The sequence below is a fragment of the Aurantiacibacter hainanensis genome, assembly GCF_036321025.1.
In the GTDB taxonomy this organism is placed as follows: domain Bacteria; phylum Pseudomonadota; class Alphaproteobacteria; order Sphingomonadales; family Sphingomonadaceae; genus Alteraurantiacibacter; species Alteraurantiacibacter hainanensis.
Window position 1 is genome coordinate 770,857 of the sequence record NZ_JAZAPB010000001.1, and the last position, 24,405, is coordinate 795,261.

General features: G+C 66.5%; 23 protein-coding genes. 12 read left to right on the forward strand and 11 right to left on the reverse strand.

Annotation, left to right across the window (positions count from 1 at the left end):
• Window positions 1-40 precede the first annotated feature (40 nt).
• The 3 genes from AAA989_RS03840 to AAA989_RS03850 form a co-directional block, all read right to left on the reverse strand.
• Window positions 41-778, reverse strand: coding sequence for a hypothetical protein (locus AAA989_RS03840; RefSeq protein ID WP_338241263.1), 738 nt, complete (start codon window positions 776-778; stop codon window positions 41-43).
• A gap of 8 nt (window positions 779-786) precedes the next feature.
• Window positions 787-1,170 carry a DUF6152 family protein gene (locus AAA989_RS03845; protein ID WP_338241265.1) on the reverse strand — a complete coding sequence of 128 codons (384 nt, stop codon included), beginning with the start codon at window positions 1,168-1,170 and terminating at the stop codon, window positions 787-789.
• Window positions 1,171-1,235: 65 nt separating this feature from the next.
• The gene (locus AAA989_RS03850) at window positions 1,236-1,811 is read right to left on the reverse strand and encodes an alpha-ketoglutarate-dependent dioxygenase AlkB (RefSeq protein ID WP_338241266.1); all 576 of its coding nucleotides are present in this window, start codon (window positions 1,809-1,811) and stop codon (window positions 1,236-1,238) included.
• A 20-nt stretch (window positions 1,812-1,831) separates the two neighbouring features.
• On the opposite strand from AAA989_RS03850, the gene AAA989_RS03855 reads away from it, so the two are divergent.
• Window positions 1,832-2,248 (forward strand): secondary thiamine-phosphate synthase enzyme YjbQ, encoded by a 417-nt coding sequence (locus tag AAA989_RS03855; protein WP_338241268.1) that lies wholly within the window; start codon window positions 1,832-1,834, stop codon window positions 2,246-2,248.
• Here AAA989_RS03855 and AAA989_RS03860 read toward each other — a convergent pair.
• Window positions 2,245-3,786 carry a hypothetical protein gene (locus AAA989_RS03860; protein ID WP_338241269.1) on the reverse strand — a complete coding sequence of 514 codons (1,542 nt, stop codon included), beginning with the start codon at window positions 3,784-3,786 and terminating at the stop codon, window positions 2,245-2,247. The two genes, AAA989_RS03855 and AAA989_RS03860, sit on opposite strands and share 4 nt — an antisense overlap.
• Before the next feature lie 108 nt (window positions 3,787-3,894).
• Between AAA989_RS03860 and AAA989_RS03865 the strand changes: the two genes are divergently transcribed.
• The 7 genes from AAA989_RS03865 to AAA989_RS03895 all read left to right on the forward strand — a co-directional run bounded on the left by AAA989_RS03865 (window position 3,895) and on the right by AAA989_RS03895 (window position 13,239).
• On the forward strand, window positions 3,895-4,695 hold the full coding sequence (locus AAA989_RS03865) for a transglutaminase-like domain-containing protein (RefSeq protein WP_338241270.1): 801 nt from the start codon (window positions 3,895-3,897) through the stop codon (window positions 4,693-4,695).
• 151 nt (window positions 4,696-4,846) lie between these two features.
• Entirely contained in the window at window positions 4,847-6,277 is a 1,431-nt protein-coding gene (gene zwf, locus AAA989_RS03870) for a glucose-6-phosphate dehydrogenase (RefSeq protein WP_338241271.1), read from the forward strand.
• The gene (gene edd, locus AAA989_RS03875; protein ID WP_338241272.1) at window positions 6,270-8,084 is read left to right on the forward strand and encodes a phosphogluconate dehydratase; all 1,815 of its coding nucleotides are present in this window, start codon (window positions 6,270-6,272) and stop codon (window positions 8,082-8,084) included. Before zwf ends, edd begins: the two co-directional genes overlap by 8 nt.
• Window positions 8,084-9,058 (forward strand): glucokinase, encoded by a 975-nt coding sequence (glk, locus tag AAA989_RS03880; RefSeq protein WP_338241273.1) that lies wholly within the window; start codon window positions 8,084-8,086, stop codon window positions 9,056-9,058. The genes edd and glk overlap by 1 nt, the downstream gene beginning before the upstream one ends.
• A gap of 4 nt (window positions 9,059-9,062) precedes the next feature.
• Window positions 9,063-9,683: a bifunctional 4-hydroxy-2-oxoglutarate aldolase/2-dehydro-3-deoxy-phosphogluconate aldolase gene (gene eda, locus AAA989_RS03885; RefSeq protein ID WP_338241274.1), complete on the forward strand. Its 621-nt coding sequence runs from the start codon at window positions 9,063-9,065 to the stop codon at window positions 9,681-9,683.
• On the forward strand, window positions 9,680-12,454 hold the full coding sequence (locus AAA989_RS03890; RefSeq protein WP_338241276.1) for a phosphoenolpyruvate carboxylase: 2,775 nt from the start codon (window positions 9,680-9,682) through the stop codon (window positions 12,452-12,454). The genes eda and AAA989_RS03890 overlap by 4 nt, the downstream gene beginning before the upstream one ends.
• A 95-nt stretch (window positions 12,455-12,549) precedes the next feature.
• Window positions 12,550-13,239: a L,D-transpeptidase family protein gene (locus tag AAA989_RS03895; protein ID WP_338241277.1), complete on the forward strand. Its 690-nt coding sequence runs from the start codon at window positions 12,550-12,552 to the stop codon at window positions 13,237-13,239.
• Here AAA989_RS03895 and tilS read toward each other — a convergent pair.
• The 5 genes from tilS to AAA989_RS16440 form a co-directional block, all read right to left on the reverse strand.
• Window positions 13,236-14,198, reverse strand: a complete 963-nt coding sequence (tilS, locus tag AAA989_RS03900) for a tRNA lysidine(34) synthetase TilS (protein ID WP_338241279.1) — start codon at window positions 14,196-14,198, stop codon at window positions 13,236-13,238. The genes AAA989_RS03895 and tilS overlap by 4 nt on opposite strands.
• Window positions 14,176-15,120 (reverse strand): tetratricopeptide repeat protein, encoded by a 945-nt coding sequence (locus tag AAA989_RS03905; protein WP_338241280.1) that lies wholly within the window; start codon window positions 15,118-15,120, stop codon window positions 14,176-14,178. The genes tilS and AAA989_RS03905 overlap by 23 nt, the downstream gene beginning before the upstream one ends.
• A 169-nt stretch (window positions 15,121-15,289) precedes the next feature.
• Window positions 15,290-16,399: a helix-turn-helix domain-containing protein gene (locus AAA989_RS03910; protein ID WP_338241281.1), complete on the reverse strand. Its 1,110-nt coding sequence runs from the start codon at window positions 16,397-16,399 to the stop codon at window positions 15,290-15,292.
• Between the two features lie 101 nt (window positions 16,400-16,500).
• On the reverse strand, window positions 16,501-18,771 hold the full coding sequence (ptsP, locus tag AAA989_RS03915) for a phosphoenolpyruvate--protein phosphotransferase (RefSeq protein WP_338241282.1): 2,271 nt from the start codon (window positions 18,769-18,771) through the stop codon (window positions 16,501-16,503).
• Window positions 18,772-18,856: 85 nt separating this feature from the next.
• Window positions 18,857-19,213, reverse strand: coding sequence for a YdcH family protein (locus AAA989_RS16440; RefSeq protein WP_434781423.1), 357 nt, complete (start codon window positions 19,211-19,213; stop codon window positions 18,857-18,859).
• Window positions 19,214-19,248: 35 nt separating this feature from the next.
• Here AAA989_RS16440 and AAA989_RS03925 point away from each other — a divergent pair, with 35 nt between their 5' ends.
• Window positions 19,249-19,446: a YdcH family protein gene (locus AAA989_RS03925; protein WP_338241283.1), complete on the forward strand. Its 198-nt coding sequence runs from the start codon at window positions 19,249-19,251 to the stop codon at window positions 19,444-19,446.
• 120 nt (window positions 19,447-19,566) lie between these two features.
• Window positions 19,567-20,034 carry a DUF1465 family protein gene (locus AAA989_RS03930; protein WP_338241284.1) on the forward strand — a complete coding sequence of 156 codons (468 nt, stop codon included), beginning with the start codon at window positions 19,567-19,569 and terminating at the stop codon, window positions 20,032-20,034.
• Here the strand turns inward: AAA989_RS03930 and glpK are convergent.
• Window positions 20,013-21,521: a glycerol kinase GlpK gene (gene glpK, locus AAA989_RS03935; protein WP_338241285.1), complete on the reverse strand. Its 1,509-nt coding sequence runs from the start codon at window positions 21,519-21,521 to the stop codon at window positions 20,013-20,015. The genes AAA989_RS03930 and glpK overlap by 22 nt on opposite strands.
• 25 nt (window positions 21,522-21,546) lie before the next feature.
• Here glpK and AAA989_RS03940 point away from each other — a divergent pair, with 25 nt between their 5' ends.
• The gene (locus AAA989_RS03940; RefSeq protein WP_434781424.1) at window positions 21,547-22,425 is read left to right on the forward strand and encodes an MBL fold metallo-hydrolase; all 879 of its coding nucleotides are present in this window, start codon (window positions 21,547-21,549) and stop codon (window positions 22,423-22,425) included.
• Window positions 22,410-23,102 (forward strand): DUF4230 domain-containing protein, encoded by a 693-nt coding sequence (locus tag AAA989_RS03945; protein WP_338241288.1) that lies wholly within the window; start codon window positions 22,410-22,412, stop codon window positions 23,100-23,102. The genes AAA989_RS03940 and AAA989_RS03945 overlap by 16 nt, the downstream gene beginning before the upstream one ends.
• A 24-nt stretch (window positions 23,103-23,126) precedes the next feature.
• Here the strand turns inward: AAA989_RS03945 and AAA989_RS03950 are convergent, their stop codons facing one another.
• Window positions 23,127-24,353, reverse strand: a complete 1,227-nt coding sequence (locus AAA989_RS03950) for an MFS transporter (protein ID WP_338241289.1) — start codon at window positions 24,351-24,353, stop codon at window positions 23,127-23,129.
• Window positions 24,354-24,405 lie beyond the last annotated feature (52 nt).

The following is a 24,405-nucleotide window of genomic DNA, read 5'->3' on the forward strand; positions in this document are numbered from 1 at the left end:
GTTGCAGCGGAGACTAACGCCGGAAAAGGTGCGCGCAAGCCTATTCGGCGGCGGAATATTCCAGCGCGAAGGAAGGATCGCATTCGTAGGGATAGACATGCTGCCCTTCGCGCTTTTCCCACTCGATCCAGCGGACACCGGCGTTGGTTATCATCGCCGGATCGGAAAACCACTGCGTGGCTACCAGCCGCCCGCTCTCGTCATCCAGGCGATAGCGTTCGACCATGCGCAGGTCCTCGGAATGATCGAGGCCGTTGTTGGTGATGGTGCTGGGCGTGATGTGGCTCGTCTCGATCACCAGGTCGCCGCCCTCCCAGTGCCCGGTGGAGAAGCCCATCTTGGAATGTGGGTAATTGTCCGGCGCCTCCCGGCCGTCCATGAACACCAGCCGCACCTGATCGAAATATTCGTAGCGGATCACCACCAGTTCGTCGGTCTGGTGGATCTCGAACGGGAACGGGCCTTGCAGCGCGTAGACGATGCTGGGCGGCAGGCAGACGCGCGACAGGGTCATCTCGTCTTCCGGCTGCCAGTCCTCGGCTCGGGCGAGGGCCTCTTCCGTCGGCTCCAGCCCGCCGTATTCGCCGCGCGGAAATTCCACCACGCCGGTGTCCTCCACCAGCACGGTTCCCTCGGGCAGTCTCTCCAGCATGTCGGGCGCCGGCTCTCCCAGGTCGAAGACGGGGCCCCAGAACCCCGTAAGGTCGGGCGGCGCGTCCTGCCCCTGTGCGGGAACGGCAAGCAGCAGCGCGGCGGTAGCGGCGGCAGTCAGTCGCATGGATGCCATCAATCGTCGTTCTGGCCGAAAGGCGCGTTGCCGATCAGCGCGCCGCCGGCATCGCGCGCCGATTGCAGGCGAATGTAGCGCCGGCCGTCGCGCGCGCGCCAGCCGGTCAGCGTCACGGTTTCTCCGGGTCTCAGGCTGGACCTGTCCCAGCCGCGTCGGCGCAGCACGACGGGCGCATTGGTTTCAGCGCGCCATTCCTGGCCGTCGACATCCAGCACCACGGTGCCGTGCGGATTGGTGAAGCGGAAGGAGGTGACCGTCCCTTCCAGCGATACGGTATCCTCCGGGTCGAAATAGACCGCGAAGGAATGGTGGGCAAAGGCCGGGATGGCCAGCGCCAGGCCCAAAGCCGTGATGGGCGCGATAAATGCCGCGATACGCATGATTTCTCCTTCCCGCAGCCAGCATGCCGCGAAATCGCGGAGGGGTCCAGCCGTCTTTGGGGGAGTCAACGCAAGCTGCGGAAGGTGATCGACCAGCGCGGCTGGTCCATCGGCGTTATCGAATGTTCCCACTCATCGCGCACCTCGTCCGCCAGCAGGTAGGCGGCGCGCGGAGCCAGTGGCACGGCGCGGCGTTCGAATCCGTTCTCCCCGCGTCGACGGCGCAGGCGCAAGGTGGCTGGCGCGCCAAGCGAAAGGCCCACTACGGTGTCGTACTGCGGGCGATCCCGATGCCAGCCAATGCCCGCGCCGGGATCGTAACGGATCAGCAGCGCCTGCTGCAGTGCCTGCGGCGACAGCCCCAGTTGCGGAGCCAGCCTTTCGCGCAGGTCCAGCAGCCATTCGGGTAGCGGCGGCGCGGGCGAGGTGCGGCCGCGCTGGAAATCGTAGGCGGAGCCGTAGTAGGCGGTCAGCCGCTTGCCGGTCCATTGGCCGAAGCGGAACGGTTCCAGCGGCGCGGCGTCGATCCGCGCGATCAGCGACTTCTCAATCGCGAGTGAGATCGCATCGGGCACCAGCCGCAGGCCCGGGACGGGCGGCGACGCGGGGGCATCGGGAAACAGGTCTATCTGCGCAGTCATGCGTCCCTATATAGGAAGCCATGCAACACGATCAGCACCGCTTCACCATCCAGACCGACGGCCAGGCCCTGTACGAATTTACCGACGAGGTGGCGGGTTGGCTCGACCAGACAGGCATCGAGACCGGCCTTGTCACGCTGTTCTGTCGCCACACCTCAGCCAGCCTGCTCATCAACGAGAACGCAGCGCCCGCCGTGCAGCGCGATCTGCTGCGCTGGCTTGACCGGGCCGTGCCCGAAGGCAGCCAGTACGAGCACGACAGCGAAGGCCCGGACGACATGCCCGCGCATATCCGCACCATGCTGACGGGCGCCTCGCTCAGCGTGCCTGTTGCGAACGGGCGCATGCTGCTGGGCACCTGGCAGGGCCTCTACCTCGCCGAACACCGCCGCGCACCGCACCGGCGCGAGATCGTGGCACATATTGTCGGCGCCTAGCGCGCGCGGCTTCCCGCCAGATCTGCACGGCGAATGGCCAGACGCGGGGTAAATCGCTCCGGGATTTGCCGCACGCGCTTCTCGAAGGCAGAGACAAGCTCGGGATGGGTGTCGAGCAGATCGTGCACCCTGGGTAGCAAGCCAGGCAAATGGAAGAAGCCGAAGGTTTGCGGCTGATAGGCATCGGTGATCTTCTCGTATCGATCATCGTCGGCAAGCACTTCAGCCACCAATCCTGCCGACTCATCTTCGAGCCCCGCGCAAAGAAGAGCGTCGGCGGCGACGCCGGGATGTTCGGCGGCATTTTCGCGGAGGAATTCGAGCTCGACGGCCGCGTCCTCCCCGCGATCGAGCGCCGATAGCGTGCACAACTGCGTGCCAGCCACCAGCATACGTGCATAGGTAGTGCCCTCGGTGGTGGCGATCTCGCGCGCCAAGGCATTGGCTTCCAGCGCCTCGTCCCAGCGACCAAGCCGGGCCAGGCGAATGGCGCGGTTGATAACGAAATTGACGACCCACAGGTTCTCCTTGGGGTCGTAGCTCGCCAGTCGATCGAACACGGCGTCGGCCTCTTCCTCGCGGCCCAGCGTATCAAGCGAGTAGCCTTCTATGTTCATGGCCCAGGCCTCGCCCTCTGCGATGCCATCATCGCGATGGTCGATGGTGGTGCGTGAAAGGGCGACAGCCTCCTCGAAGCGGCCATCCATGTAGAGCGCACGCACGGCATCGCCGAAGAGATCGCGATCAGTCGGATCGGCTTCGAGTTGCGCGGCAGTCCAGTCGACATAGGCGCCGCTCACATTCGCCAAGTTTTCGCCCGCTCGGGCTTCGATCTGCGGCCACAGAGAGGCGAGTTCGCGGTCGGCCAGCATCACTGCATAGTCGTTCGGCAGGCGAATATGATCCAGCAGGTCGAGCGCGATCTCCGGGCGATCGTCCCGGGCCGCGCGATTCAGCGCCCGTGTGGCAAGCGAACTGTGCAGCACCGGGTCGAGCCTCTCGAACAGACCGCCTTCGTAAATTTCGAGGGCGAGCAAGTCGAATTCGTCGCTGCGCCCGGTGGAGCTCATCGTGCGGGAAAACGCCCAGACGCTTTCGGGTGGCAAGGCCGTCAGCCCAGCCCCCGAGGTGTCCGTCATGAGATTGGTGAAGCGCAGGAGGGCGGCATCTGCCTCGTCCAGTTCTTCGTAAAGAGCGAATGCCATCGCATCGAAGGCGGGCATTGGCTGGCGGCGTTCCAGGGCCTGAAGCGCGTCCATGGCGCGGCGATATTCCCCCTGCTGCGTTGCGCACAGCAGTTTGGCGATCTGGGTCGCTGCGTCCGCCATGTCGGGCGGACTGATTTCGCGTCGGGATATCTCGGCGACCAGCGCCCTGCCGAAATCGCAAGGTTCGTTCATCCAGCGATCGCCGCCAAGCTGCTCGAGCAAAGCGTCGTCCGCGAGCTTCGACAGGTCCGCTTCCTGTGCAACCGCCGGCTGCGGCAGGACGGCCAGCCACAGGGCCGCGCCCGCAAAGACATTAATGCTCAATTTCATGGACTTGCCCTCCCCTTCCGCCTTGCATGCCGATTGTCGCCAGAGCTGACCAGCATTTTGTCGGATTTTGGCAGAAACTTACCGACGCTCCACTCGTTCGCCCCGCATATGCCAATCGATATCTCCGCCAACTTTGCGTTTCACCTCGACCAGCCGACAGACCTGCTCCTGCAGTTCGAGGCCGCGGCGATCCCCGAACAGAAGATCCTCTCCAGCGACACGCAGCTGTCGCCGGCCATGCACACGGCACGCGTGCCCGCCCACAACAGCGTGGGCGAACGCATCTGGGTGCGCGCGCAGGGCGACTACAGCGTGGAATACACCGCGCGGGTAGAGGTCGAGCGGATGGTGCCTGACCTTGCCGGCCTGAAGCGCATGGACCCGCACGACCTGCCGGGCGAGGCGGTCGAGTACCTGTTCGATTCCCGCTACTGCCAGGCGGAACGGATGCAGAGCTTCATCGCCGACCGCTTCGGCCACCTGTCCGGCGGCGAGCAGATCGTCGCCATGTGCGACTGGATGGCGGACAATTTCCACTACGAACCCGGCGCATCCGACGCCACGACCACCGCCCTCGACACTTTCGTGGAACGGCGCGGAATCTGCCGCGACTACGCGCACGTGATGATCTGCTTCGCCCGCGCCTCCACCATTCCTGCCCGCTACGTCAGCTGCTATGCGCCCGGGGTGGAGCCGCCCGATTTCCATGCCGTGGCGGAAGTGTTCCTGAACGATCCCACCACGCCCGGCGGCGGCGCGTGGTACATCGTCGATGCCACCCGCATGGCCGAATCGGATCGTACCGCGAAGATCGGCATCGGCCGTGATGCCGCCGACGTGTCCTTCCTCACCACCTTCGGCTTGTCCAAGTTCAAGGACTGCAGTGTATCGGTGAGCGAAAGCGATTAGACCGGCAAAGTTATAATTCGCTTCTTGTGAACGTTCACAGGATAACCTAGACAGCGCGGCGGGCAAGGAAAACGAATGTTAATGTTGCGACGCAGCATGGAGGGACGTTAGAACTGGCCCCGATATCCTGCACGCAGACCACGGAGACCGCGTGAGCACCAAGGCACAAACGCTCATTCTTTTCGGCGCCACGGGCGACCTGTCGCGGCGCATGCTGCTGCCGTCCCTCTGCGCGCTGGACGCGGAAGACCTGCTCCCCTCCGAACTGGAAATCATCGGCACCGCCCGCTCGGAACTGACCAACAACGAGTTCCGCAGCTTTGCGCGCGAGGCGATCGAGAAGTTCCTTCCGGCAGAGCGCCGCGGCGGAATGGCGGATTTCCTCAACCGGCTGCGCTACAGCCAGATGGATGTGACCACGCCCGAAGGCTACGCCGAACTGGCCGAGAAAGTGGGCAAGGATCGCGAGATCGCCATCTTCCTGTCGACCGCTCCCAGCCTGTTCAAGCAGACGATCGAAGGGCTGGCCACGCACGGGCTGGCCGACGATCGCTCCCGCATCTGCCTGGAAAAGCCGCTGGGCACGGATCTGGAAAGCAGCTGCACCATCAACGATGCGGTGGCGGGCGCATTCCCGGAAAGCCGCATCTTCCGCATCGATCACTACCTCGGCAAGGAGACGGTGCAGAACCTTATCGCCCTGCGCTTTGCCAACATCCTGTTCGAGCCGCTGTGGAACTCGCAGCACATCGACCACGTGCAGATCACGGTGGCGGAGACGGTGGGCCTGGAAAGCCGGGTGGATTTCTATGACGGCGCGGGCGCGCTGCGCGACATGGTGCAGAACCACATGCTGCAACTGCTGGCGCTGGTGGCGATGGAGCCGCCCAGCAGCTTCGATGCCGGCGCCGTGCGCGACGAGAAGGTGAAGGTGCTGCGCGCCCTGCGCGGCCTGACCGACGAGGAGAGCGTGACCGGCCAGTATCGCGGCGGGGCCTCCAACGGCGAGATCGTCCCCGGCTATGACGAGGAACTGGGCCGCGAAAGCGATACCGAGACATTCGTCGCGCTGAAGGCGCATATCGACAACTGGCGTTGGCAGGGCGTGCCCTTCTACATGCGCACCGGCAAGCGTCTGCCCGAGCGCGTGACCGAGATCATCGTCAATTTCCGCAGCGTGCCCCACTCGATCTTTCCCGACGCGAGGCTGAAGCCCAACAGGCTTGTGATCGGCATCCAGCCCGAGGAAAACATCTCGCTGTCGATGATGGCCAAGGTGCCCGGCATCGAGCACGAGGGGATGACCCTGCGAGAAGTGCCGCTCGACATCCGCATGCCCGACGCCTTTACCGGCAAGCACAAGCGCATCGCCTACGAACGCCTGCTGCTGGACCTGATCGGCGGCGACCAGACGCTGTTCGTGCGCCGCGACGAGGTGGAGGCGCAGTGGAAATGGATCGACGCGATCCGCGCGGGCTGGGAAGCGGAGGGCAAGACGCCCAAGACCTACAACGCCGGAAGCTGGGGCCCCAGTGCGGCCATCGCCCTGGCCGAACGTGACGGAGTAAGCTGGCATGAGTAGCCTCGACCCCATCGTCGAACGCGTGACGCAGCGCATCATCGAGAAATCGAAGGATACGCGCCGTGCCTATCTCGACCTGATCGACCACGAGGCCGACAACCAGCCCGAGCGGAGCCAGGTATCCTGTTCCAACCTCGCCCACGCCTATGCCGGCGCGATGGAAGACCAGGATGCGCTGAAGGCCAATCGCGGCCCCAACATCGGCGTTGTCAGTGCCTACAACGACATGCTGAGCGCCCACGCGCCCTACTATCGCTATCCCGAGCGGCTGAAGATCTACGCCCGCGAAGTGGGCGCGACGGCGCAGGTCGCCGGCGGCACGCCTGCCATGTGCGACGGCGTGACGCAGGGCGAGACGGGCATGGAGCTTTCCCTGTTCAGCCGCGACGTGATCGCGCTTTCCACCGGCATCGCCCTTTCCCACGCCATGTTCGACGGCATGCTGCTGCTGGGCATCTGCGACAAGATCGTACCCGGCCTGCTGATGGGCGCGCTGCGCTTCGGCCACCTGCCCGCGGTCTTCGTGCCCGGCGGCCCCATGCCCAGCGGCGTTTCCAACAAGGAAAAGCAGCGCGTTCGCCAGCTCTATGCGGAGGGCAAGGCGACGCGGCAGGAACTGCTCGACAGCGAACTGGGCAGCTATCACTCGCCCGGCACCTGCACCTTCTACGGCACCGCCAATTCCAACCAGATGATGATGGAACTGATGGGCCTGCACGTGCCCGGCGCCGCATTCTTCCAGCCCGGCACGAAGATCCGCCAGGCGCTGGACCGTGCCGCCGTGCACCGCGTCGCGGCGATGGGCCGGGGCGGCAACGACTACCGTCCGCTGGGCCACTGCATCGACGAGAAGGCCGTGGTCAACGCCGCGGTCGGCCTGCTGGCGACCGGCGGCTCCACCAATCACGCCATTCACATCCCCGCCTTCGCGCGGGCGGCAGGCGTGCAGATCGACTGGACCGATCTCGCCGAGCTTTCCAGCGCGGTGCCGCTGCTCGCGCGCGTCTATCCCAACGGCTCGGGGGACGTGAACCACTTCCACGACGCGGGCGGCATGGGCTTCGTCATCAAGGAACTGCTGGGCGCGGGGCTTGCCCATGCCGACGTGATCGGCGTTGGCGAGGAACGCGGCATGGCGCAGTACGCGCAGGAGCCGTGGCTGGAGGAAGACACTCTCGGCTGGCGTGACACCGGGCCTTCCGGCGACAAGGAAATGCTGCGCCCCGCATCCAGCCCGTTCCAGCCCGACGGCGGCATGCGGCTGGTCGAGGGCAATCTCGGCCGCGCCTGCTTCAAGTCCTCCGCCGTGGAGCGCGAACGCTGGACCGTCGAGGCACCATGCCGCGTCTTCTCGACGCAGAAGCAGGTGGCCGATGCCTTCAAGACCGGCGAACTGGACAGGGACGTGGTGGTCGTCGTCCGCTTCCAGGGGCCGCGCGCCAACGGCATGCCAGAACTGCACAAGCTTACCCCGCCGTTGGGCGTCCTGCAGGATCGTGGATACCGCGTGGCGCTGGTTACCGATGGCCGCATGAGCGGAGCGAGCGGCAAGGTGCCCGCCGCCATTCACTGCTCGCCGGAAGCGCTGGGCGGTGGCCCGCTGTCGCTGCTTCGGGATGGCGACGTGGTGAAGGTCTGCGCCGAGACCGGCACGCTTTCCACCACTGCCGATCTCTCCACCCGCACTCCCGCACCCGACCCCAAGCCCGACATGGGCACGGGGCGCGAACTGTTCGCCATGATGCGCGCCAGCGCCGACGAGGCGGAACGCGGCGGCAGCGCGATGCTCGCACTGGCGGGGCTGTGATGGAACTGGTCACCGTAGATATCGGCGGCACCCACGCCCGCTTCGCCATCGCCAGCAAGAGCGGTGACGGCACGATCGTGCTCGACGAGCCGATCACACTGCACACCGAGGATCACGCCAGCTTCCAGACCGCGTGGGAGGATTACCGCGCGCAAAAGGGCGGCAGTCTGCCCGATGCGGTGTCCATGGCGATTGCAGGGCCAGTGGGCGGCGACGTGATCCGGTTCACCAACAACCCGTGGATCATCCGCCCTGCCCTGGTCGAATCCAAGCTGGGCGTTTCGCGCTTCACCATCGTCAACGATTTCGAGGCCGTGGCCCACGCCGTGGCCCTTGCGAGCGAGGACGAATACATCCACCTGACCGGGCCGGAAGGACCGCTGAAGCCCACCGGCCGCCTGTCCGTTCTCGGCCCCGGCACCGGATTGGGCGTGGCGCACCTCTACCGCGAGCCCGATGGCAGCTACCGCGTTTCCGCTACGGAGGGCGGTCACATCGATTTCGCCCCGCTCGACCCGATCGAGGACGCGATTCTCGCCCGTCTGCGCAAGCGGCACCGGCGCGTGTCGGTGGAGCGGGTCGTTTCCGGTCCCGCCATCGTCGATATTCACGCCACCCTCGCTGCGCTGGAAGGCCGCGCGGTGCACGAGCAGGATGATGTCGCGATCTGGACCGCGGGCATGAACGGCTCTGACAGCCTGGCCGAAGCGGCCATCGACCGCTTCTGTCTCTCGCTGGGCGCGGTCGCGGGCGATATCGCGCTGGCGCAGGGCGGCTTTTCCGGCGTCGTGATCGCAGGCGGGCTCGGCTACCGGCTGCGCGACCACCTGCCCAAGTCGGGCTTTGCCGAGCGTTTCCGCGCCAAGGGGCGCTTCGAGAACCTGATGGCGGGCATTCCCGTCAAGCTTATCACCCATCCCCAGCCCGGCCTGTTCGGTGCTGCGGCGGCATATTTCCAGAGCCACGGAGACTGACACCATGAGCGCACCCGACAACATCGAGGAAATCATGCTCAGCGCGCCGGTCGTCCCGGTTCTGGTGGTGGACGACGTGGGCCACGCCCGCGAGACGGCAGAGGCACTGGTGGCCGGCGGGCTGACGGTCCTCGAAGTGACGCTGCGCACGCCCCATGCCATCGAGGCGATCAAGCGCATGAACCTGGTGCCCGGCGCCATCGTCGGCGCGGGAACCGTTACCAACAAGAAGGAACTCGATGCCGCTCTTGCGGCGGGCGCGGAATTCATTGTCTCCCCCGGCCTTACAGAGCCGCTGGGCCAGGCCGCCATAAAGTCCGGCATACCGTTCCTGCCCGGCATCGCCACCGCCAGCGAGCTGATGTTCGGCCTCGACATGGGGCTGACCCATTTCAAGTTCTTCCCCGCCGTAGCCAATGGCGGCGTCCCCGCGCTGAAGGCGCTGGCCGCGCCGTTCCGCCAGTGCAAGTTCTGTCCGACCGGCGGCATCACGGCCGAAACCGCGCCCGACTGGCTTGCGCTGGACCCGGTGCTGTGCGTCGGCGGAAGCTGGGTCGCGCCCAAGGGAGCCTCGCCGGAAGAAATCGAGAAACTGGCCGCAGAAGCCAGTGCGATGGGCCGATGACCGGCGTCTCCGACCTTACGCAGCGCCTGCAGGACCTGCACCAGCGCACGGTGGAAACGCCGCTGTTCAACCCCGTCTTCCAGCTGGCGCACGATCTTTCGCGCGACCTCGAAGCGGGCGAGATGACGCTCGACGATTTCGAGTCGCTGATTGGCGAGCTCGAGGTTGCCGCGCTTGGCGACAGGGCCGAACGGCTCGAGCGCATGGCATCGCCCATTGGCGCCGACGCCAACCGCGCGGCGCTGGGCGAGACGCTGGAGACACGGGATTTCGATGCCTTCCGGGCGCAGTGGGAACGCCCGCAGCTGCACGCGGTCTTCACCGCTCACCCCACCTTCCTGCTCACTCCTGCGCAGTCCGATGCGGTGGCCGATGCCGCCAGCGGCGGCGCGCCGATCTCCGCCGATTGCGTGGGCGGCGAACGCCCGCAGGTCACGCTGGCCTACGAGCACGAACGCGCCATGCGCGCCATCGCCCATGCGCAGGACGCGCGCGATACCATCGTTGCGCAGCTGCTGGCCCATGCCCGCGACACCTGGCCGGACAAGTGGCACAAGCTGGTGCTGCTGCCGTTCCGCTTCGCCAGCTGGGTGGGCTACGACATGGACGGGCGCACCGATATCACCTGGTCCAATTCCATCGGTTTCCGCCTGGCGGAAAAGGCCGAGCGGCTGGCCCGCTACGTCACCTCGCTGGAGGCGATCGATCCCGATCACGACCTGCTGGCGGAACTTCGTCCCGCTGCCGACTATGCCGCCGAGCGTGCGCAGGATTTCGCCGCCGACCTTTCCGATCCCGCCGCGCTGTCGGTCGCGGCCAATCGCCTGACGGCCAGCGATCCGCGCAAGCTGCTGAGCCTCGACCGCTATATCGACGCGCTCGAAGTGGAAATGCAGACCTGCGGCGACGGCGACAGGGCCGTCGCGCTGAAGACGCTGGCCGCCGCTATGCGCGCCGACGGGCTCGGCATGGGCTGGATCCATTTCCGCGTGAACGCCAAGCAGCTGCACAACGCCATCCGCCGCCGGATCGACCCTGACGGCAATCTCGACCTCGCCAGCAAGGGCGCGGTAGTTCACCTCAACCGCGCGATCGAGAAGCTGGAGCCGCGCCGCAGCAATTTCGGCGCGCTCGCCATCGAGGCGAGCACCGCCATCCGGCAGTTCCTGGCCATGGCGCAAATCCTCGCGCACATCGACGCGGATGCTCCCATCCGTATGCTGATTGCCGAGTGCGAGGAGCCTGCCACGGTGCTCGCCGCGCTCTATTTCGCGCGGCTTTTCGGGATAGAGGGCAAGGTCGACGTCTCGCCGCTGTTCGAGACCGAAAGCGCGCTGGAACACGGCGGTCGCCTGCTGGACGAACTGCTGGCGGAGCCGGTCTACCAGCAATACGCCAAGAAGCGTGGCCGCGTGGCCATCCAGACCGGGTTTTCCGACGCGGGTCGCTTCGTGGGCCAGATCCCCGCCAGCCTCGCCATCGAGCGGCTGCAAGGGCGCCTGGCGGCAGCGATGGACGCGAACGGGCTGAACGATGTCGCCGCGCTGATCTTCAACACCCACGGCGAAAGCATGGGCCGCGGGGCGCATCCTTCCAAGATGGCGGACCGGCTCGACTGGGCTCTCTCCCCCTGGGCCAAGCGCCGTTTCGGGCGCGCGGGCATCGTTCTGGAACCCGAAGTCAGTTTCCAGGGCGGGGACGGCTACCTGTGGTTCTCGACGCCCGAGCTTGCCCGTGCCACGCTGACGCGCATCGCCGTGCTCAAGCCCGCACAGACCGCGCTCGATGTGCCAAAGGACATCTTCTACCAGCGCACCGACCTGTCGCTGGATTTCTACCGCGCGGTGAAGGAACACCAGCGCGAGCACTTGGAAAGCCGCACCTACTCGCGCGCCATCACCGCCTTTGGCCTCGGCCTGCTCAATTCCACGGGCAGCCGCGTCAGCCGCCGGCAGAGCGACCTCAACGCCGACCGCGAGATGAGCCTGCGGCAGATCCGCGCCATCCCGCATAATTCCATCCTCCAGCAGCTGGGCTACCCGGTGAACGTGATCGCCGGGATCGGCGACGCGGCCGAGGGCAACTACGAGGAAATCGGCGCCCTCCTGTCGGAGAGCGCGCGTGGCCGCGAACTGATGCGGCTCGTCCGCGCGGCGAACGCGCTCGCCAGCGTGAAGACCGTGGCCGCCTACGGTGAGCTGTTCAATTCGGCCTACTGGGCCAGCCGCCCCTATCGCGGCACCGAAAGTCACCTGACCGCGGCATGCGAAAGCCTGAGCGAATACCTGGTGAAGGACGACCGCGTGGGCGTGTTCCGCCGCCTCGCCAGCCGCCTGCGCGTGGACGCCATGAAGTTTCACCGCCTGCTGGACCACGTGCCCGACGACGCGCCTACCGAGAACCGGGAGGAAAAGCGGCGCATGATCGGCGTGCTGCAGGCCCTGCGCCTTGCCCTGCTCCAGGCGATGTTCATTCGCGCCGTCAGCGTGCCGGTGTTCAGCCGCGCCAACGACGTGTCGCGCGACGACGTGCTGGAAATGGTCTTCACCCTGCGCGTGGACGAGGCGCTGGCCCAGCTGCGGCGCGCCTATCCCACGCACTTCCCACGCATCGACCGCTTCGACCTGACCGAGCCGACCGACTGGCCCGACGGCGGAGACGAGGGATACGAGGCCATCCACCGCGACTTCATCGACCCGATCGAGCGCGCCCACGGACTCAGCCTGCGGATCTCCACCGCCATCGCCAACGTGTTCGGCGCGCATGGTTAACAATTGCCGGCGTGCGTTTCAATCAGGGACGCGGGCGGCCTGCCCACTGGCGCGCGGGCGCGAAAAGGCGCATTATCCGCAGCATGACCGGTAGCATGAAATGGATCGCAGGCCTTCTTGGCGTCGTTGCCCTAGCGGGCAGCGCGCTGCTGCTTGGCCAGGGCACCCAGGCCCATGCGCAGATGGAAGACTGGCTGGCGTCCGAGGACGTGCTGGCGGACAGCGCCGAGGTCGTGAGCAGCGCGGCGGGCGATGCCGTCACCTTCGTCGCCAGCGAAATGGTGCAGGACGTGCCGCCCTACGATCCCGACGATCCCTTCGTCATCAAGCGCGTGCTGCCCATCGAAGGGCCGATCCGCTACGGCGAATGGCACTGGGACGATGAGGGCGTGCCTGATGGCCCGCTGGTGGTGACGGTGGACCTGCAGGCGCGCGTGATCAGCGTGTTCCGCAACGGCTACGAGATCGGCGCTGCCGCGGCCCTGCTCGGCACGCCTGAGCATCCCACGCCCACCGGCACCTTCCCGATCCTGACCAAGGAACGGCACAACGTTTCGGAGAAATACGACAACGCCCCCATGCCCTGGACCCTGCGCCTGACCTGGGACGGCGTGGCCATCCATGGCGGCTCCACGGTGGAACGCGGCTATGCCAGCCACGGATGCATCGGCGTGCCGGACGAATTCGTCTCCCGCCTCTACGAGATCGCCGAAGTGGGTGACGTGGTGATCATCACCGATGGCGTGATGACGGGCGTTGGCGGGAGCCTCGCAGTCGAGAGCTAACCGGTCCTGCGGGGCGGCTCGGGACGAAAGACCCAGTTCCCGTCTTCTACGGAAACCATTACGCCGGCCAGGTTTCCTCCTCGACCTGCAAGCAGGTGTTTGACCAGTTCGGCAACCTGTCCGCCCCTCGCGACCCCACCGAATTCGTTGAGGCCCTCCTCGACGAAGCTCAATTGCAGGAGCCGCGGCAACCTCTGGGGCTTCTCGATGCCGTAAACACCGCGGTCTGCATAGCAGTGCGTTTCGCGCAGCAAATTTGTGCACCACTCGAGGGCGGAATCGGCATCCGCCAGGTGGCGCGCCGAGGCGGCCACCGCTTCGATATCGAGCCAGTCGGCATTGGCGAGAGCCTTTCGCAAACGAGACCTGTCGAAACGGTCGTCGGCGTTGCTCGGATCATCGACAAATCGAATTCCGGCTTCGGCCAGCGAGCGCAGTTCGGCCCGTCGAAATCGCAGAAGTGGCCGGATGAGTCGTCGCAATCGCGATGGCGTCCATCCTTGTTCGCGGACACCGGCGAGGCCCGACAGGCCGCTTCCCCGGTTGAGACGCATCAGCAAGGTCTCGGCGTGGTCGTCGGCATGGTGGGCAGTCGCGATCGCCGGTAAACCGCGGCGCTTCGCCCAATCGGCCAGCGCTCGATAGCGTGCCTCGCGCGCTTGCGCCTGCACGTTCCCCTCGCCCACCTCGACGCTCAATACCTCGCACCGAACCCCGCGTTCCTCGCAGGCGGCGACCACCAGCGCGCACTCGTCTTTCGCTTCGGGTCGCAAGCCATGATCGACCGTAGCCACCTCGAACCCGCCGGGAATTGCCTCCTGCGCCAGGAGCAGCATGGCCATGGAGTCGGGCCCGCCGCTGACGGCGAGGCCGAGCTTGCCGCCCTGGGGATTCAGCCGGTCGAGCGCCTCTCTGAAGCGCTCGACCAGGGCGGGATCAATTGCAGTCGACCCGGCCATTCAGGCTGCCGTACTGGTCGGCAAGGCGCCCGGCGGCGAGCGCCGCGTAGGTTTCGCCGAACTCGGCCAGCGCGATGCAGGCGCGGCCGGTGTCGCCTAGCGCGATCATCGATTCGGCGAGGTAGAGCAGGCTGTCTGGCGCACGTGCGGCATTGCTGTCGGACTGGTAGTTCTCGAAGAAATGCGTCGCTGCCGCGCGCGGCTCTCCCGCATCCAGGAACGCCCGGCCCAGCAGGTTGCGGCCGTAGGTGGTGCGCCAGTGATCGGGATACCGCTCCACGAACATGGAAAGCTGCTGCTGCGCTTCGGGATAGAAGCCGGCGTCCCACAGGCGGAAGCCGTAGACGTACTCGTCGTCGCCAGCATCGCCGGTCGCCGGCTTGGCGATGGCCTGCACGGCCTCCACACGCTGGGGCGACGGACCGCTCGCGGCCTCGTTGCCACCGCCGCTCGCGGTGATGTCATCGTCTTCACCGGCGAAATCCACACTCTCGCCTTCGTCGGGAATGGGAATGACGCCGGACGGACCGGAGCTCGTGGCCGTGGGCGGCGCGCTGTAGGTTGCCGCCAGGTCCTCGAGCTCGCCCAGACGCGCTTCCACCGCGGCCAGCGCGTTCTCGTTCACTTCGGTCGCGGCGGTCAGGCGGGCCAGCTGGCCTTCGATGGAATCGAGCCGCGAGAGCACGTCCGTCAGGGCGGACGTCGTGATCTCGGGCGAATTGTTCTGCGGCTGGCGCACTTCGGGGGTAATCTCGGGCTCGAAGAAACGCTCGTCGCCGCCGGGGAAGACCTCGCGCTGCAGCGCGTTGATCTGTCTCTCGATGCGATCGAGCCGGTCGTTCACCTGCGCCACGGCAGGCATGGGGACAGCAATCGCGACCAGCCCGGCACAGATGGCGCCGCGGGCAATGGCAAATGGCATTTTCGATTTTGCTGGCATTGCCGGCAATCTCCTTGGATTCGATACGGACCTTCGCATGCGAACATGCCAGTCGCTTGCAAGATAGACGATTAACGCGAGCGGGAAACCGTCCCGTTCGCGCATTTCCCCCGTGAAGGACGCATCGCCTTCCCGGCAGGTGGCCGACGGATCACTCGACCTCGGGCGATACGCCGCCTTCATCGGGTTCCGCCGGGATCGCGCGGGGCGGCGCGGTGGCGGCCGGCGAGGGCGTCGGTTCCGGATCGTCGGGTTCGCTCGTGGCGGTCTGAGCAGGCGTCGGCTGGGCCGTGCGCGTCGGTGTAGGCGTGGGCTCGGGCGGCGGTGCAGCCGTCGTGGTGGCAGCCGTCGGCTGAGTGCTCGCCGCGGTCGTGGTAGAGGCCGTGCCCGCCGCGTCTGCGGGCGCCGGCGTACCCAGGCCAAAGCCGATCGTCTGTGTAACGCCCGTGCGCGCCAGCAGCGCCTCGGCTGAAATCGGCACGTCCTGAACGGTTTCGAGTTCGTTCGAGAGCTTGCCCACGGGTCGACCGCCGATCGTGATGGCCAGCCTGTCCGGCCTGCCGGTGATCAGTTGCGGGTTCTGCGCATCGGCGGGCACGGTGAAGGTGTCGCCTTCCTGCAGCGTGCCTTCCTGCAGCACGTTGCCTTCGCCGTCGTAGAAGCGCACCCACGCCTCCCCCTCGGCCGTGAAGACGACTTCGCCGCTGGGCTGCGGCGCGGCAGTCTGTGCCCGCGCCTGCTGCGCTTCCTGTGCACGCTGCTCGGCAAGCGCCTCGGCCTCTTGCCGCTCCTGCTCCACCAGCGAGGGGATTTCCGCTGCCGGGGCGAACAGCGCCCGGGCGGCGAAGAAGATGCCGATCAGCAGGATGACGACCGCGAAAAGCGAGAAGTACAGCAGCCGCCCGCCCGGCGCGCGCGAGGGATCGCCCGGTTCGAAAGAGCCGCGTGCCTGCGTATCGTAGCGTGCTTCGGCCGAGGCGAGTTCCATTTCCTCGCGCACCATGGCCACGGTCTCGTCCTCGTTCAGGCCCAAGGTCTTGGCATAGGTGCGCGTGAAGCCAATCGCATACGTGCGGCCGGGCAGGGAATCGAACTCGCCCGCCTCGATATGTTCCAGGTGGCGCCGCGAGATACGCGTTTCGGAAGCGACCTGGTCTATCGTCAGGCCCTTGCGTTCGCGCGCGCCGCGCAGGTAGGGGCCGACGCCGCCGCTGGCATCCCCGGTCTCTTCGATATCGATGTCGTCTTCAGAATCGGTCATTACCGCTCCAGCAGAATTGTGCTGGGTTGTTTGCGAACCCGTCGTCACTACCCCAATCGACCCGAGCCTTCCAAGTCAAGCGATTGTGCCGCGCTAGGGCGCTATTCCACTTCTATTTCGCGCGCCTGGGCCCAGGCCTGCAATTCGGCGCGCATATTCGCCGGCGGATTGGCCAGCCAGCCCGCCATCGCATCGCCGATCTCGCGCGTGTCGACCTTGCGAATCAGTTCCTTGATCGGGCCGACAGCCGCTGGCGTGATCGACAGGCGGCGAATGCCGATGCCCAGCAGCGCCAGCGCTTCCAGCCGCCGTCCGCCCATCTCGCCGCAGACACCAAGATCGACAGGGTGGCCCACGCAGGTCTGCACCACGCGCCGCAGGAAGCGCAGGATGGCGGGACTGAGCCAGTCGTAACGCTCTGCCAGCATGGGGTTGGCCCGGTCGGCGGCGAACAGGAACTGGGTGAGATCGTTGGTGCCGATGGAAACGAACGACAGTCGCGGCAGCAGCATGTCCAGCGTTTCCGCCAGCGAGGGCACTTCCAGCATCACGCCGTAATTGATCGCGCTGGGCAACTTGTGCCTGCGGCCCTTCAAGTAGGTGAGCTGGTGGTCGAACACTTCCTTCGCGGCATCGAACTCCCACGGTTCGGAAACCATCGGGAACATCACGTTCAACTCGCGTCCCGCCGCGCCTTCAAGCAGGGCGCGGGCCTGCGCCTTCATCAGACCCTCGCGTTCCAGCGCCAGGCGCAGCGCACGCCACCCCATGGCGGGGTTCTCGTCTTCCTTCGCGATATCGCTGGAAATGTAGGGCAGCGACTTGTCCCCGCCGATGTCCACGGTGCGGAAGATAACCTTCTTGCCCTTCGCCGCGTCCAGCACGTCGCGGTAGAGCCGGGCCTGCCGCTCGCGCTGGGGCAAGGCAGCGGAGACCAGGAACTGGAACTCGGTGCGGTAGAGGCCGATGCCATCGGCCCCCGTCATGGCCACCATGCCCACGTCGTCGCGCAGGCCGGCATTCATCATCACCTGGATCCGCTCTCCGTCGCGCGTGAACGGCTCCACGTCGCGCAGCTTGGCGTAGGACGCCTGCTTCTCGCGGCTGCGTTCGAAGCGCGCTTCGAACGCGGACAGCACGCCAGCCGAGGGGCGCACCGTCACCTTGCCGGCATCGCCATCCACCAGCATCTCGTCGCCCTCGCGCACCAGGCCGCGCACGTTGGGCACGCGGCCGATGACAGGGATGCCCATGGCACGCGCGACGATCACCACGTGCGCGGTGAGCGAGCCCTGCTCCAGCACCACGCCTTTCAGCCGGCGCTTGTCGTATTCGAGCAGTTCGGCCGGGCCGAGGTTCTTGGCGACCAAGACGGAATCGTGCGCCAGGCCCTTCTGCGCCGCCGTGCCCAGCTGCCCGGAAACGATGCGGATCAGGCGATTGGCCAGGTCTTCCAGGTCGTGCATGCGGTCCTGCAGCAGCGGGTCCTGGATTTCGCGCATCCGCATGCGGGTACGCTGCTGCACGCGCTCGATGGCGGCCTCTGCCGTGAGGCCGGAATCGATCGCCTCGTTGATGCGCCGCGCCCAGCCCTCGTCGTAGGCGAACATCTTGTAGGTCTCGAGCACCTGCTCGTGCTCTCCGCCAGCGCCGAAATCGGCTTGGTTCGCCATGTTGTCGATCTGCTCGCGCATGCGATCGAAGGCAAGGTAGACGCGCTCGCGCTCGGCCTCGATATCCTCGGCCACCGTCTGTTCGATGTGAACGCGCGGCTGGTGAAACACCGCCTTTCCGATGCCGAGACCCTTCACCAGCTTCAGGCCGTCGATGATGTTCTGCCCAGTCTGCGCGGTGGACATGTCGTCCAGCGCCTCGCCATCCACGAGGCCTGCGTTGTGGATCAGCTCTGCCAGCACCATCGCAGTGGTCTGCAGCGCCTCGATCTCCACTTCCTCGTACTTGCGCGGCTCCACATGCTGCACGGTGAGCACGCCGATGGCGCGTTCGCGCCGCACGATCGGAACCCCGGCGAAGGAATGGAATTTCTCCTCCCCGGTTTCGCTGCGGTACTGGAATTCGGGGTGGGCGGCGGCCTCGTCGAGGTTCAGCGTCTCGATGTTCTGGGCGATCGTGCCGGTCAATCCTTCGCCCACGCCCAGCCGCGTAACGTGGACGGCGGCCTGGTTCAGGCCCCGCGTCGCAAAGAGTTCAAGCATTCCTTCGCGCAGCAGGTAGATCGAGCAGACCTCGCTCGACAATTCTTCTGCAATGATCTCAACCACCTGGTTCAGCTTGGCCTGCGCATGGGTGCGCGAGGCCATCACTTCGTGAAGGCTGGTGAGAATCTGTCGTGCGGAAGCGGCGGCGGTCATTGACTAACCGCCTATAGCACAATGCGCGATTTGCAAATTCCCGGCCCCGCAACCTGTGCGGTGCGAGGCCCGGAATGAGGAAGGATCAATGCAGCGCGATCTCTTCCTTGAGGCGCAGCTTCTGCTTCTTGATTGCCTGGATTTTCGCGGCATCGGGTGCGGGACGGTTCATCTCTTCACGCAGACGACGGTCGAGCCCTTCATGTTTTTGCTGGAGGGCTTGGACGTGCGAAGTTTCCATGGGGGCAGTCTCCTTGACAGTCTGGGCCGGAACAGCCCGGCCCGCGTGGTGACCCATCGCGGCAACTGCAATTTCGACTCGCGAGACAGCAGTCGCCGCGTGATTGTCATCAAACCATAATAGTCCTAATTCTCCAAACACCATGGCGACGAAACGCCCCAGACGGGCGCTGTCACGCTGGCGGGCACGGTGCTCGCTCAAAGCAAGCCGCAAGAGAGGGGAGCCTGACGGCGAGCATGACCGAGGACGAAATGCGCAAGCGCCTGGCCGCCCTTCGGGTGGAGCATCGCGACCTCGACTTTGCGATAGATGCGCTGGTGCAGGCGGGCGGGCCGGACCAGTTGCAGGTCGCCCGGCTGAAGAAGCGCAAGCTGCGCCTGCGGGACCAGATCTCGTATATCGAGGACAACCTCACGCCCGACATAATTGCCTAGAATCAAGCGCTCGGGTCGCTGCCCGATTTCCGTATCCGAACGGGACAGACCGGATTCCCTGTCGGAATTTACCATTCGGCGAGTGGCCTGCCGCGCGGCAGGGCGCTAATGCTGCAAGCGATGACACAGCACGCCACCATATCCCCCTCGATCATAGAGACACTCTACGAAGACGCGCTGCTTCTGGCCGAGGAGGCACGCGTCGTATTCGGCATGGACGACGATGCCGACGACCTGGGCGAAGACGCCAGCGTGGCGCATGTGGTGATGAGCTGCGAGGCGCTGCGCACCACGACCCGCATGATGCATGCCATTGCCTGGCTGCTGAACCAGAAGGCCTATCTCGCCGGAGAAATCAGCGAATTCCAGCTACGCCACCACGGGCGCCTCCCGCCGGCCCAGCCATCGCTTTCGGTGGACGACCTGGCCGTGCTGCCCATCTACGTGAGGGACCTGGTGGATCGGTCCGTGGCCTTTTACGAGCGCGTGGAGCGACTGGACGGCGGCTGGCGGCAACGCTTCGAACCGCGGCCCGCCGCCGTGCACCGCCTGCGCGAGCGGCTGGGCTACGCCTTCGCCGTGCGCTGATCGGGCAAGGGGCGCACTCTCGCAATAGCATCGCTCCAGCGGGCGAGCCGCTGCTGGCGCACGGCATCGTCCATCTCCGGCTCGAAACGACGCGTTGCGCCGATCATCGTGCGCGCCGCCTCATCGAGATCGGCCTTCATCCCGCAACCCACCGCCGCGAGCATTGCCGCGCCCAGCGCCGTTGTCTCGACGAAATCCGGGCGAGTGACCGGCAGGTTGAGCAGGTCGGCGATATCCTGCGCCATCCAGTCGTTCACGGCCATGCCGCCGTCGATCCGCAGCCCCGTCCATTCGCAACCATCGGCAGCGAAGGCTCCGGCAAGATCGTGCGTCTGGTGCGCCATCGCCTCCAGCGCAGCGCGGGCAATGTGCGCGCGGCCGGTATCGAAGCCGAGCCCGGCGATCATGCCGCGCGCGTCGGGCTGCCAGTGGGGCGCGCCAAGGCCCGACAGCGCCGGCACGATCACCACCCCGCCGCTGTTCGGGATGGAACGCGCAAGCCCCTCGGTCTCCGCCGCGGTCTCGATCAGCCCCAGCGTATCGCGCAGGTACTTCACGAGGCTGCCCGCCACGAACACCGCGCCTTCGATGGCGTAGTGCCGCTTTCCCTCCAGCTGGTAGAGCACCGTTCCCAGCAAGCGGTGGTCCGATGACGGCACCTGCGTGCCGGTATTGGCGAGGATGAAGGCGCCCGTGCCGTAGGTCGCTTTCGTCTGGCCGGGCGCAAGGCAGCCCTGGCCGATGGTGGCCGCCTGCTGATCCCCCGCCATGCCGCAGATCGGGATTACCCCGTCGAACAGGTCTTCATGCGTGCGGGCCAGTTCGCCGGCGCTGTCCGCCACGGCGGGCAGCGCGGCCATGGGCACCTGGAAGAGGTCGCACAGGTCCGCATCCCAGTCGGCGCCGTCCAGCGCCAGCAGCAGGGTGCGGCTGGCGTTGCTGGCGTCGGTGACATGGTTGCGGCCCGCGGTCAGCTTCCACACCAGCCAGCTTTCCACCGTGCCCAGCGCAAGCCGTCCGCCTTTCGCCGCATCGGCCACGGCCTCCTCGTTCTCGAGCAGCCAGCGCATCTTCGTGCCGGAGAAATAGGGATCGAGAAGCAGGCCGGTCTTCGCGCGGACCGTATCCTCGTGACCCGCTGCCTTCATTCGCGCGCAGATATCCGCCGTGCGGCGATCCTGCCACACGATGGCGCGGGACAGCGGCTCTCCCGTCGCCCTGTCCCAGGCCACCACGGTCTCGCGCTGGTTGGTGATGCCGATGGCGGCGATGCGCGCGGCCCCTCCGGCCTTCTCCATCATGGCGCGGGCGCAGTGCAGCGTCTTCGACCAGATTTCGGCAGCGTCGTGTTCCACCCAGCCGCTGCGCGGATAATGCTGCGTCAGGTCCGCCTGCTCCACGCCGCGCAGGGCTCCGTCCTGCGCGAACAGCATGGCGCGCGTGCTGGTCGTGCCTTCATCCAGAACGAGGATTGACTGGTCGATCATTGGCTTTCCTCTCCTGCCTCGCCATATGCGCAGCATGGCGCTTCCCCCGCAACCCTGGCCGACAGGCGAAATCGAACAGCTCGAACCGCTGGTGGAGCGGGTGCTGGCACCCAACGCCTCGCCCTTCACCTACACCGGCACGCAGACCTATATTGTGGGCACAGAGGAAGGGATCGCGGTGATCGATCCCGGTCCGAACGAGCCAGCGCATCTGGACGCGCTGGCCTGCGCCATTGGCGAGCGGCCGGTGCTGGCGATCATGTGCACCCACACCCACCGCGATCATTCTCCCGCCGCCGCGCCGCTGGCGGTGATTAGAAATGCGCCCATCGTCGGCTGCGCGCCGCTGCACATCCACAGCGACGCCCCGCGCGTGGATGCCCCGTTCGACCAGACCTACGAGCCCGACCGGGTGATGGAAGACGGCGAAGCGATGACCGGCCCCGGCTGGACCCTGCGCGCCGTGGTCACGCCAGGCCACACCTCCAACCACCTTTGCTTCGCGCTGGAGGAATCGGGCGCGCTGTTCACCGGCGACCACGTGATGGGCTGGTCCACCAGCGTCGTCGTGCCGCCCGATGGCGACATGGCCGACTACATGAAGAGTCTCGCGACCCTCTACGAAAGGGAGGATCGCATCTACTACCCCGCCCACGGGCCGGCGGTGGAGAGGCCGCGCCAGCTGGTGCGCGGGATGATCGGACACCGCCGCCAGCGCGAACGGCAGATCCTGCGCCTGCTGGGCGAGGAAGCGCGCAGCATCGATGCGCTGGTGCCGGTTATGTACAAGGGCGTGAACGAGAAACTGTGGCCTGCCGCTGCGCAAAGCGTGCTGGCCCACCTGCTGGATATGGAACAGCGCGGCGAGGTTCGCCGTTCGGGAGAGATATGGTCGACGATCTGAAGCAGAGCGAGGGCAGCCGCGTGCGCCCGATGGACCCGCCCGCAGGCCCGCCGCCCGCGCGCACCATGCAAAGGGGCGCACCCTGGCTGGTGGTGCTGCTGCTGGTGGCGGCGCTGGCATGGCTCGCGTGGGAGAAGTGGGGGCCCGAAGAGCGCGGCGACATCGTCGCCACTTCCATGCTCACTTTCGAGCGACAGAACGCGCTGACGGTCTTTTCCAGCCGGTTCGACGTGGTGGCCGAAAGCGTCAGCACGCCCAGCGTCGGCCCGTTCGACGTGGATGCGCTGCAATCGCGCCAGGCCATGATCGTGCCCGCGACGGTGGAATACCGGCTGGACCTGTCGGACATGGACCGGGGCGATTTCGCCTGGGACGAGGCAAGCCAGCGCCTCGACGTGACCTTGCCCCCGATCGAGGTTTCCACTCCCAACCTCAATGAGGCGGAGGCGCGGTATTTTACCGACGGGCTCTACGTCAGCCGCGACGCTTCCGTCTCGCTCAGCCGCAACAATTCGCAGCAGGCGATGGAACGAGCGGTCGATTTTGCCAGCAACGCCGAAGTGATGGGCCTAGCCCGCACGGCAGCCCGCAGGGCCGTGCAGCAGAACCTCGAGATACCGTTGCAGGTCGCAGGTTTCGGCGAAGTCGACGTGAACGTCCGCTTCGAGGACGAATAGGATCGCCGCGCCCGGACGCGCGGTCTAGGCCGGGCTCTCGCTCTCTTCCTCCAGCACCGCCGCCATCGGCGTGGTGCGGGGCAGGGACTGGAAGGCCTGCTGCTCGGCCCCCGGCACCGGCGCGCTGACCGCCGTGCGCCACAGGCCGAACACTGCCGCGAGCACGGAGACCACGCCGATTGCACCGAACAGTCCCGGCGGGCCGAGGGTGGCCATCGCCGCCGAACCCAGCATCGGCCCGACCGCCGCGCCTACCGAATAGATCAGCACCAGCCCGCTGCTCGCCCCCACCCGGTCGCTTTCGGAAAGGTGGTCGTTCGAATGGGCCACGCACAGCGGATAGAGCGCGAAGGAGAAGCCGCCGAACAGGGCGCCGATGGCGAATATCGCGATCGGCTGGCGGACCATTGCAAGAGCCGCGCACAGGATGGCCGTCGCCAGCAGGCAGGCAATGATGACGCGGCGCCTGTCGAACCGGTCGGACAGTCGGCCGAGCGGGTATTGCAGCGCCACGCCGCCGCTGATGACGATGGAGGTGAACAGCGCGATCTGTGACAGCGGCAGGCCCACGCGCTGCACGAAAACAGCGCCCAGCGCATAGAACGCGCCCAGCATCACGCCTGTTGCCACCGTGCCCACGATGCCGAGCGGAGACGCGTCGTAAAGCCGCCGCAGCGAGAAGGGAGCGACCTCCTCCAGCACTGGCTGCTCGATGCGGGTAAGCACCACAGGCAGCACCGACAGCGAGAGCAGGACGGCGGAGGCCATGAAAGGCAGGGCGGGCGAACTGTCGCCGAGGTTCAGCAGGAACTGCCCCACTGCCTGCCCGGCGTAGAGCGCGATCATGTACGCCGCCAGGATCGCGCTGCGATTGTCGGGCCGCGCCACCCGGTTCAGCCAGCTTTCCAGGCATACGAACACGCCGCTCATGGCAAAGCCGTCGGCAAAGCGCAGCACCACCCAGAAGGCGGGCAGGTCGACGATGGCATAGGTCAGCGAACTGGCGGAATAGAACGAGACGAAGGCGGCGAAGGCGCGGATATGGCCGACGCGCGCGATCAGCGGCGATACGCGCAGGGCGCCAAGCGTCAGTCCGCCGAAATAGCTGGTGGCGACCAGGCCGATCAGCAGCGCGCCCTCTCCCGCCGCTTCCAGCCGGATCGCGATCAGCGTGCCCAGAAAGCCGCTGCCGGCCATCAGCACGAATATCGCCACCAGCAAGGTGCGCACATTGTTGAGCGAGGCGATCATGTCGCGCCCCTAATCCCCTTGGCCCGGCTATGCCACCCCGCAGTGATCCGGG

Excerpts from the sequence above, each read along its gene's own strand:
- AAA989_RS03925 (WP_338241283.1), top strand. The coding sequence starts at position 19,249 with ATGACCGAGGACGAAATGCGCAAGCGCCTGGCCGCCCTTCGGGTGGAG.
- AAA989_RS03895 (WP_338241277.1), top strand. The coding sequence starts at position 12,550 with ATGAAATGGATCGCAGGCCTTCTTGGCGTCGTTGCCCTAGCGGGCAGC.
- AAA989_RS03845 (WP_338241265.1), bottom strand. The coding sequence starts at position 1,170 with ATGCGTATCGCGGCATTTATCGCGCCCATCACGGCTTTGGGCCTGGCG.
- AAA989_RS03905 (WP_338241280.1), bottom strand. The coding sequence starts at position 15,120 with ATGCCATTTGCCATTGCCCGCGGCGCCATCTGTGCCGGGCTGGTCGCG.
- tilS (WP_338241279.1), bottom strand. The coding sequence starts at position 14,198 with ATGGCCGGGTCGACTGCAATTGATCCCGCCCTGGTCGAGCGCTTCAGA.
- AAA989_RS03950 (WP_338241289.1), bottom strand. The coding sequence starts at position 24,353 with ATGATCGCCTCGCTCAACAATGTGCGCACCTTGCTGGTGGCGATATTC.
- AAA989_RS03850 (WP_338241266.1), bottom strand. The coding sequence starts at position 1,811 with ATGACTGCGCAGATAGACCTGTTTCCCGATGCCCCCGCGTCGCCGCCC.
- AAA989_RS03865 (WP_338241270.1), top strand. The coding sequence starts at position 3,895 with ATGCCAATCGATATCTCCGCCAACTTTGCGTTTCACCTCGACCAGCCG.
- eda (WP_338241274.1), top strand. The coding sequence starts at position 9,063 with ATGAGCGCACCCGACAACATCGAGGAAATCATGCTCAGCGCGCCGGTC.
- AAA989_RS03945 (WP_338241288.1), top strand. The coding sequence starts at position 22,410 with ATGGTCGACGATCTGAAGCAGAGCGAGGGCAGCCGCGTGCGCCCGATG.
- glpK (WP_338241285.1), bottom strand. The coding sequence starts at position 21,521 with ATGATCGACCAGTCAATCCTCGTTCTGGATGAAGGCACGACCAGCACG.
- AAA989_RS03890 (WP_338241276.1), top strand. The coding sequence starts at position 9,680 with ATGACCGGCGTCTCCGACCTTACGCAGCGCCTGCAGGACCTGCACCAG.
- AAA989_RS03940 (WP_434781424.1), top strand. The coding sequence starts at position 21,547 with ATGCGCAGCATGGCGCTTCCCCCGCAACCCTGGCCGACAGGCGAAATC.
- AAA989_RS03855 (WP_338241268.1), top strand. The coding sequence starts at position 1,832 with ATGCAACACGATCAGCACCGCTTCACCATCCAGACCGACGGCCAGGCC.
- edd (WP_338241272.1), top strand. The coding sequence starts at position 6,270 with ATGAGTAGCCTCGACCCCATCGTCGAACGCGTGACGCAGCGCATCATC.
- AAA989_RS03910 (WP_338241281.1), bottom strand. The coding sequence starts at position 16,399 with ATGACCGATTCTGAAGACGACATCGATATCGAAGAGACCGGGGATGCC.
- glk (WP_338241273.1), top strand. The coding sequence starts at position 8,084 with ATGGAACTGGTCACCGTAGATATCGGCGGCACCCACGCCCGCTTCGCC.
- AAA989_RS03860 (WP_338241269.1), bottom strand. The coding sequence starts at position 3,786 with ATGAAATTGAGCATTAATGTCTTTGCGGGCGCGGCCCTGTGGCTGGCC.
- ptsP (WP_338241282.1), bottom strand. The coding sequence starts at position 18,771 with ATGACCGCCGCCGCTTCCGCACGACAGATTCTCACCAGCCTTCACGAA.
- AAA989_RS03840 (WP_338241263.1), bottom strand. The coding sequence starts at position 778 with ATGCGACTGACTGCCGCCGCTACCGCCGCGCTGCTGCTTGCCGTTCCC.
- AAA989_RS03930 (WP_338241284.1), top strand. The coding sequence starts at position 19,567 with ATGACACAGCACGCCACCATATCCCCCTCGATCATAGAGACACTCTAC.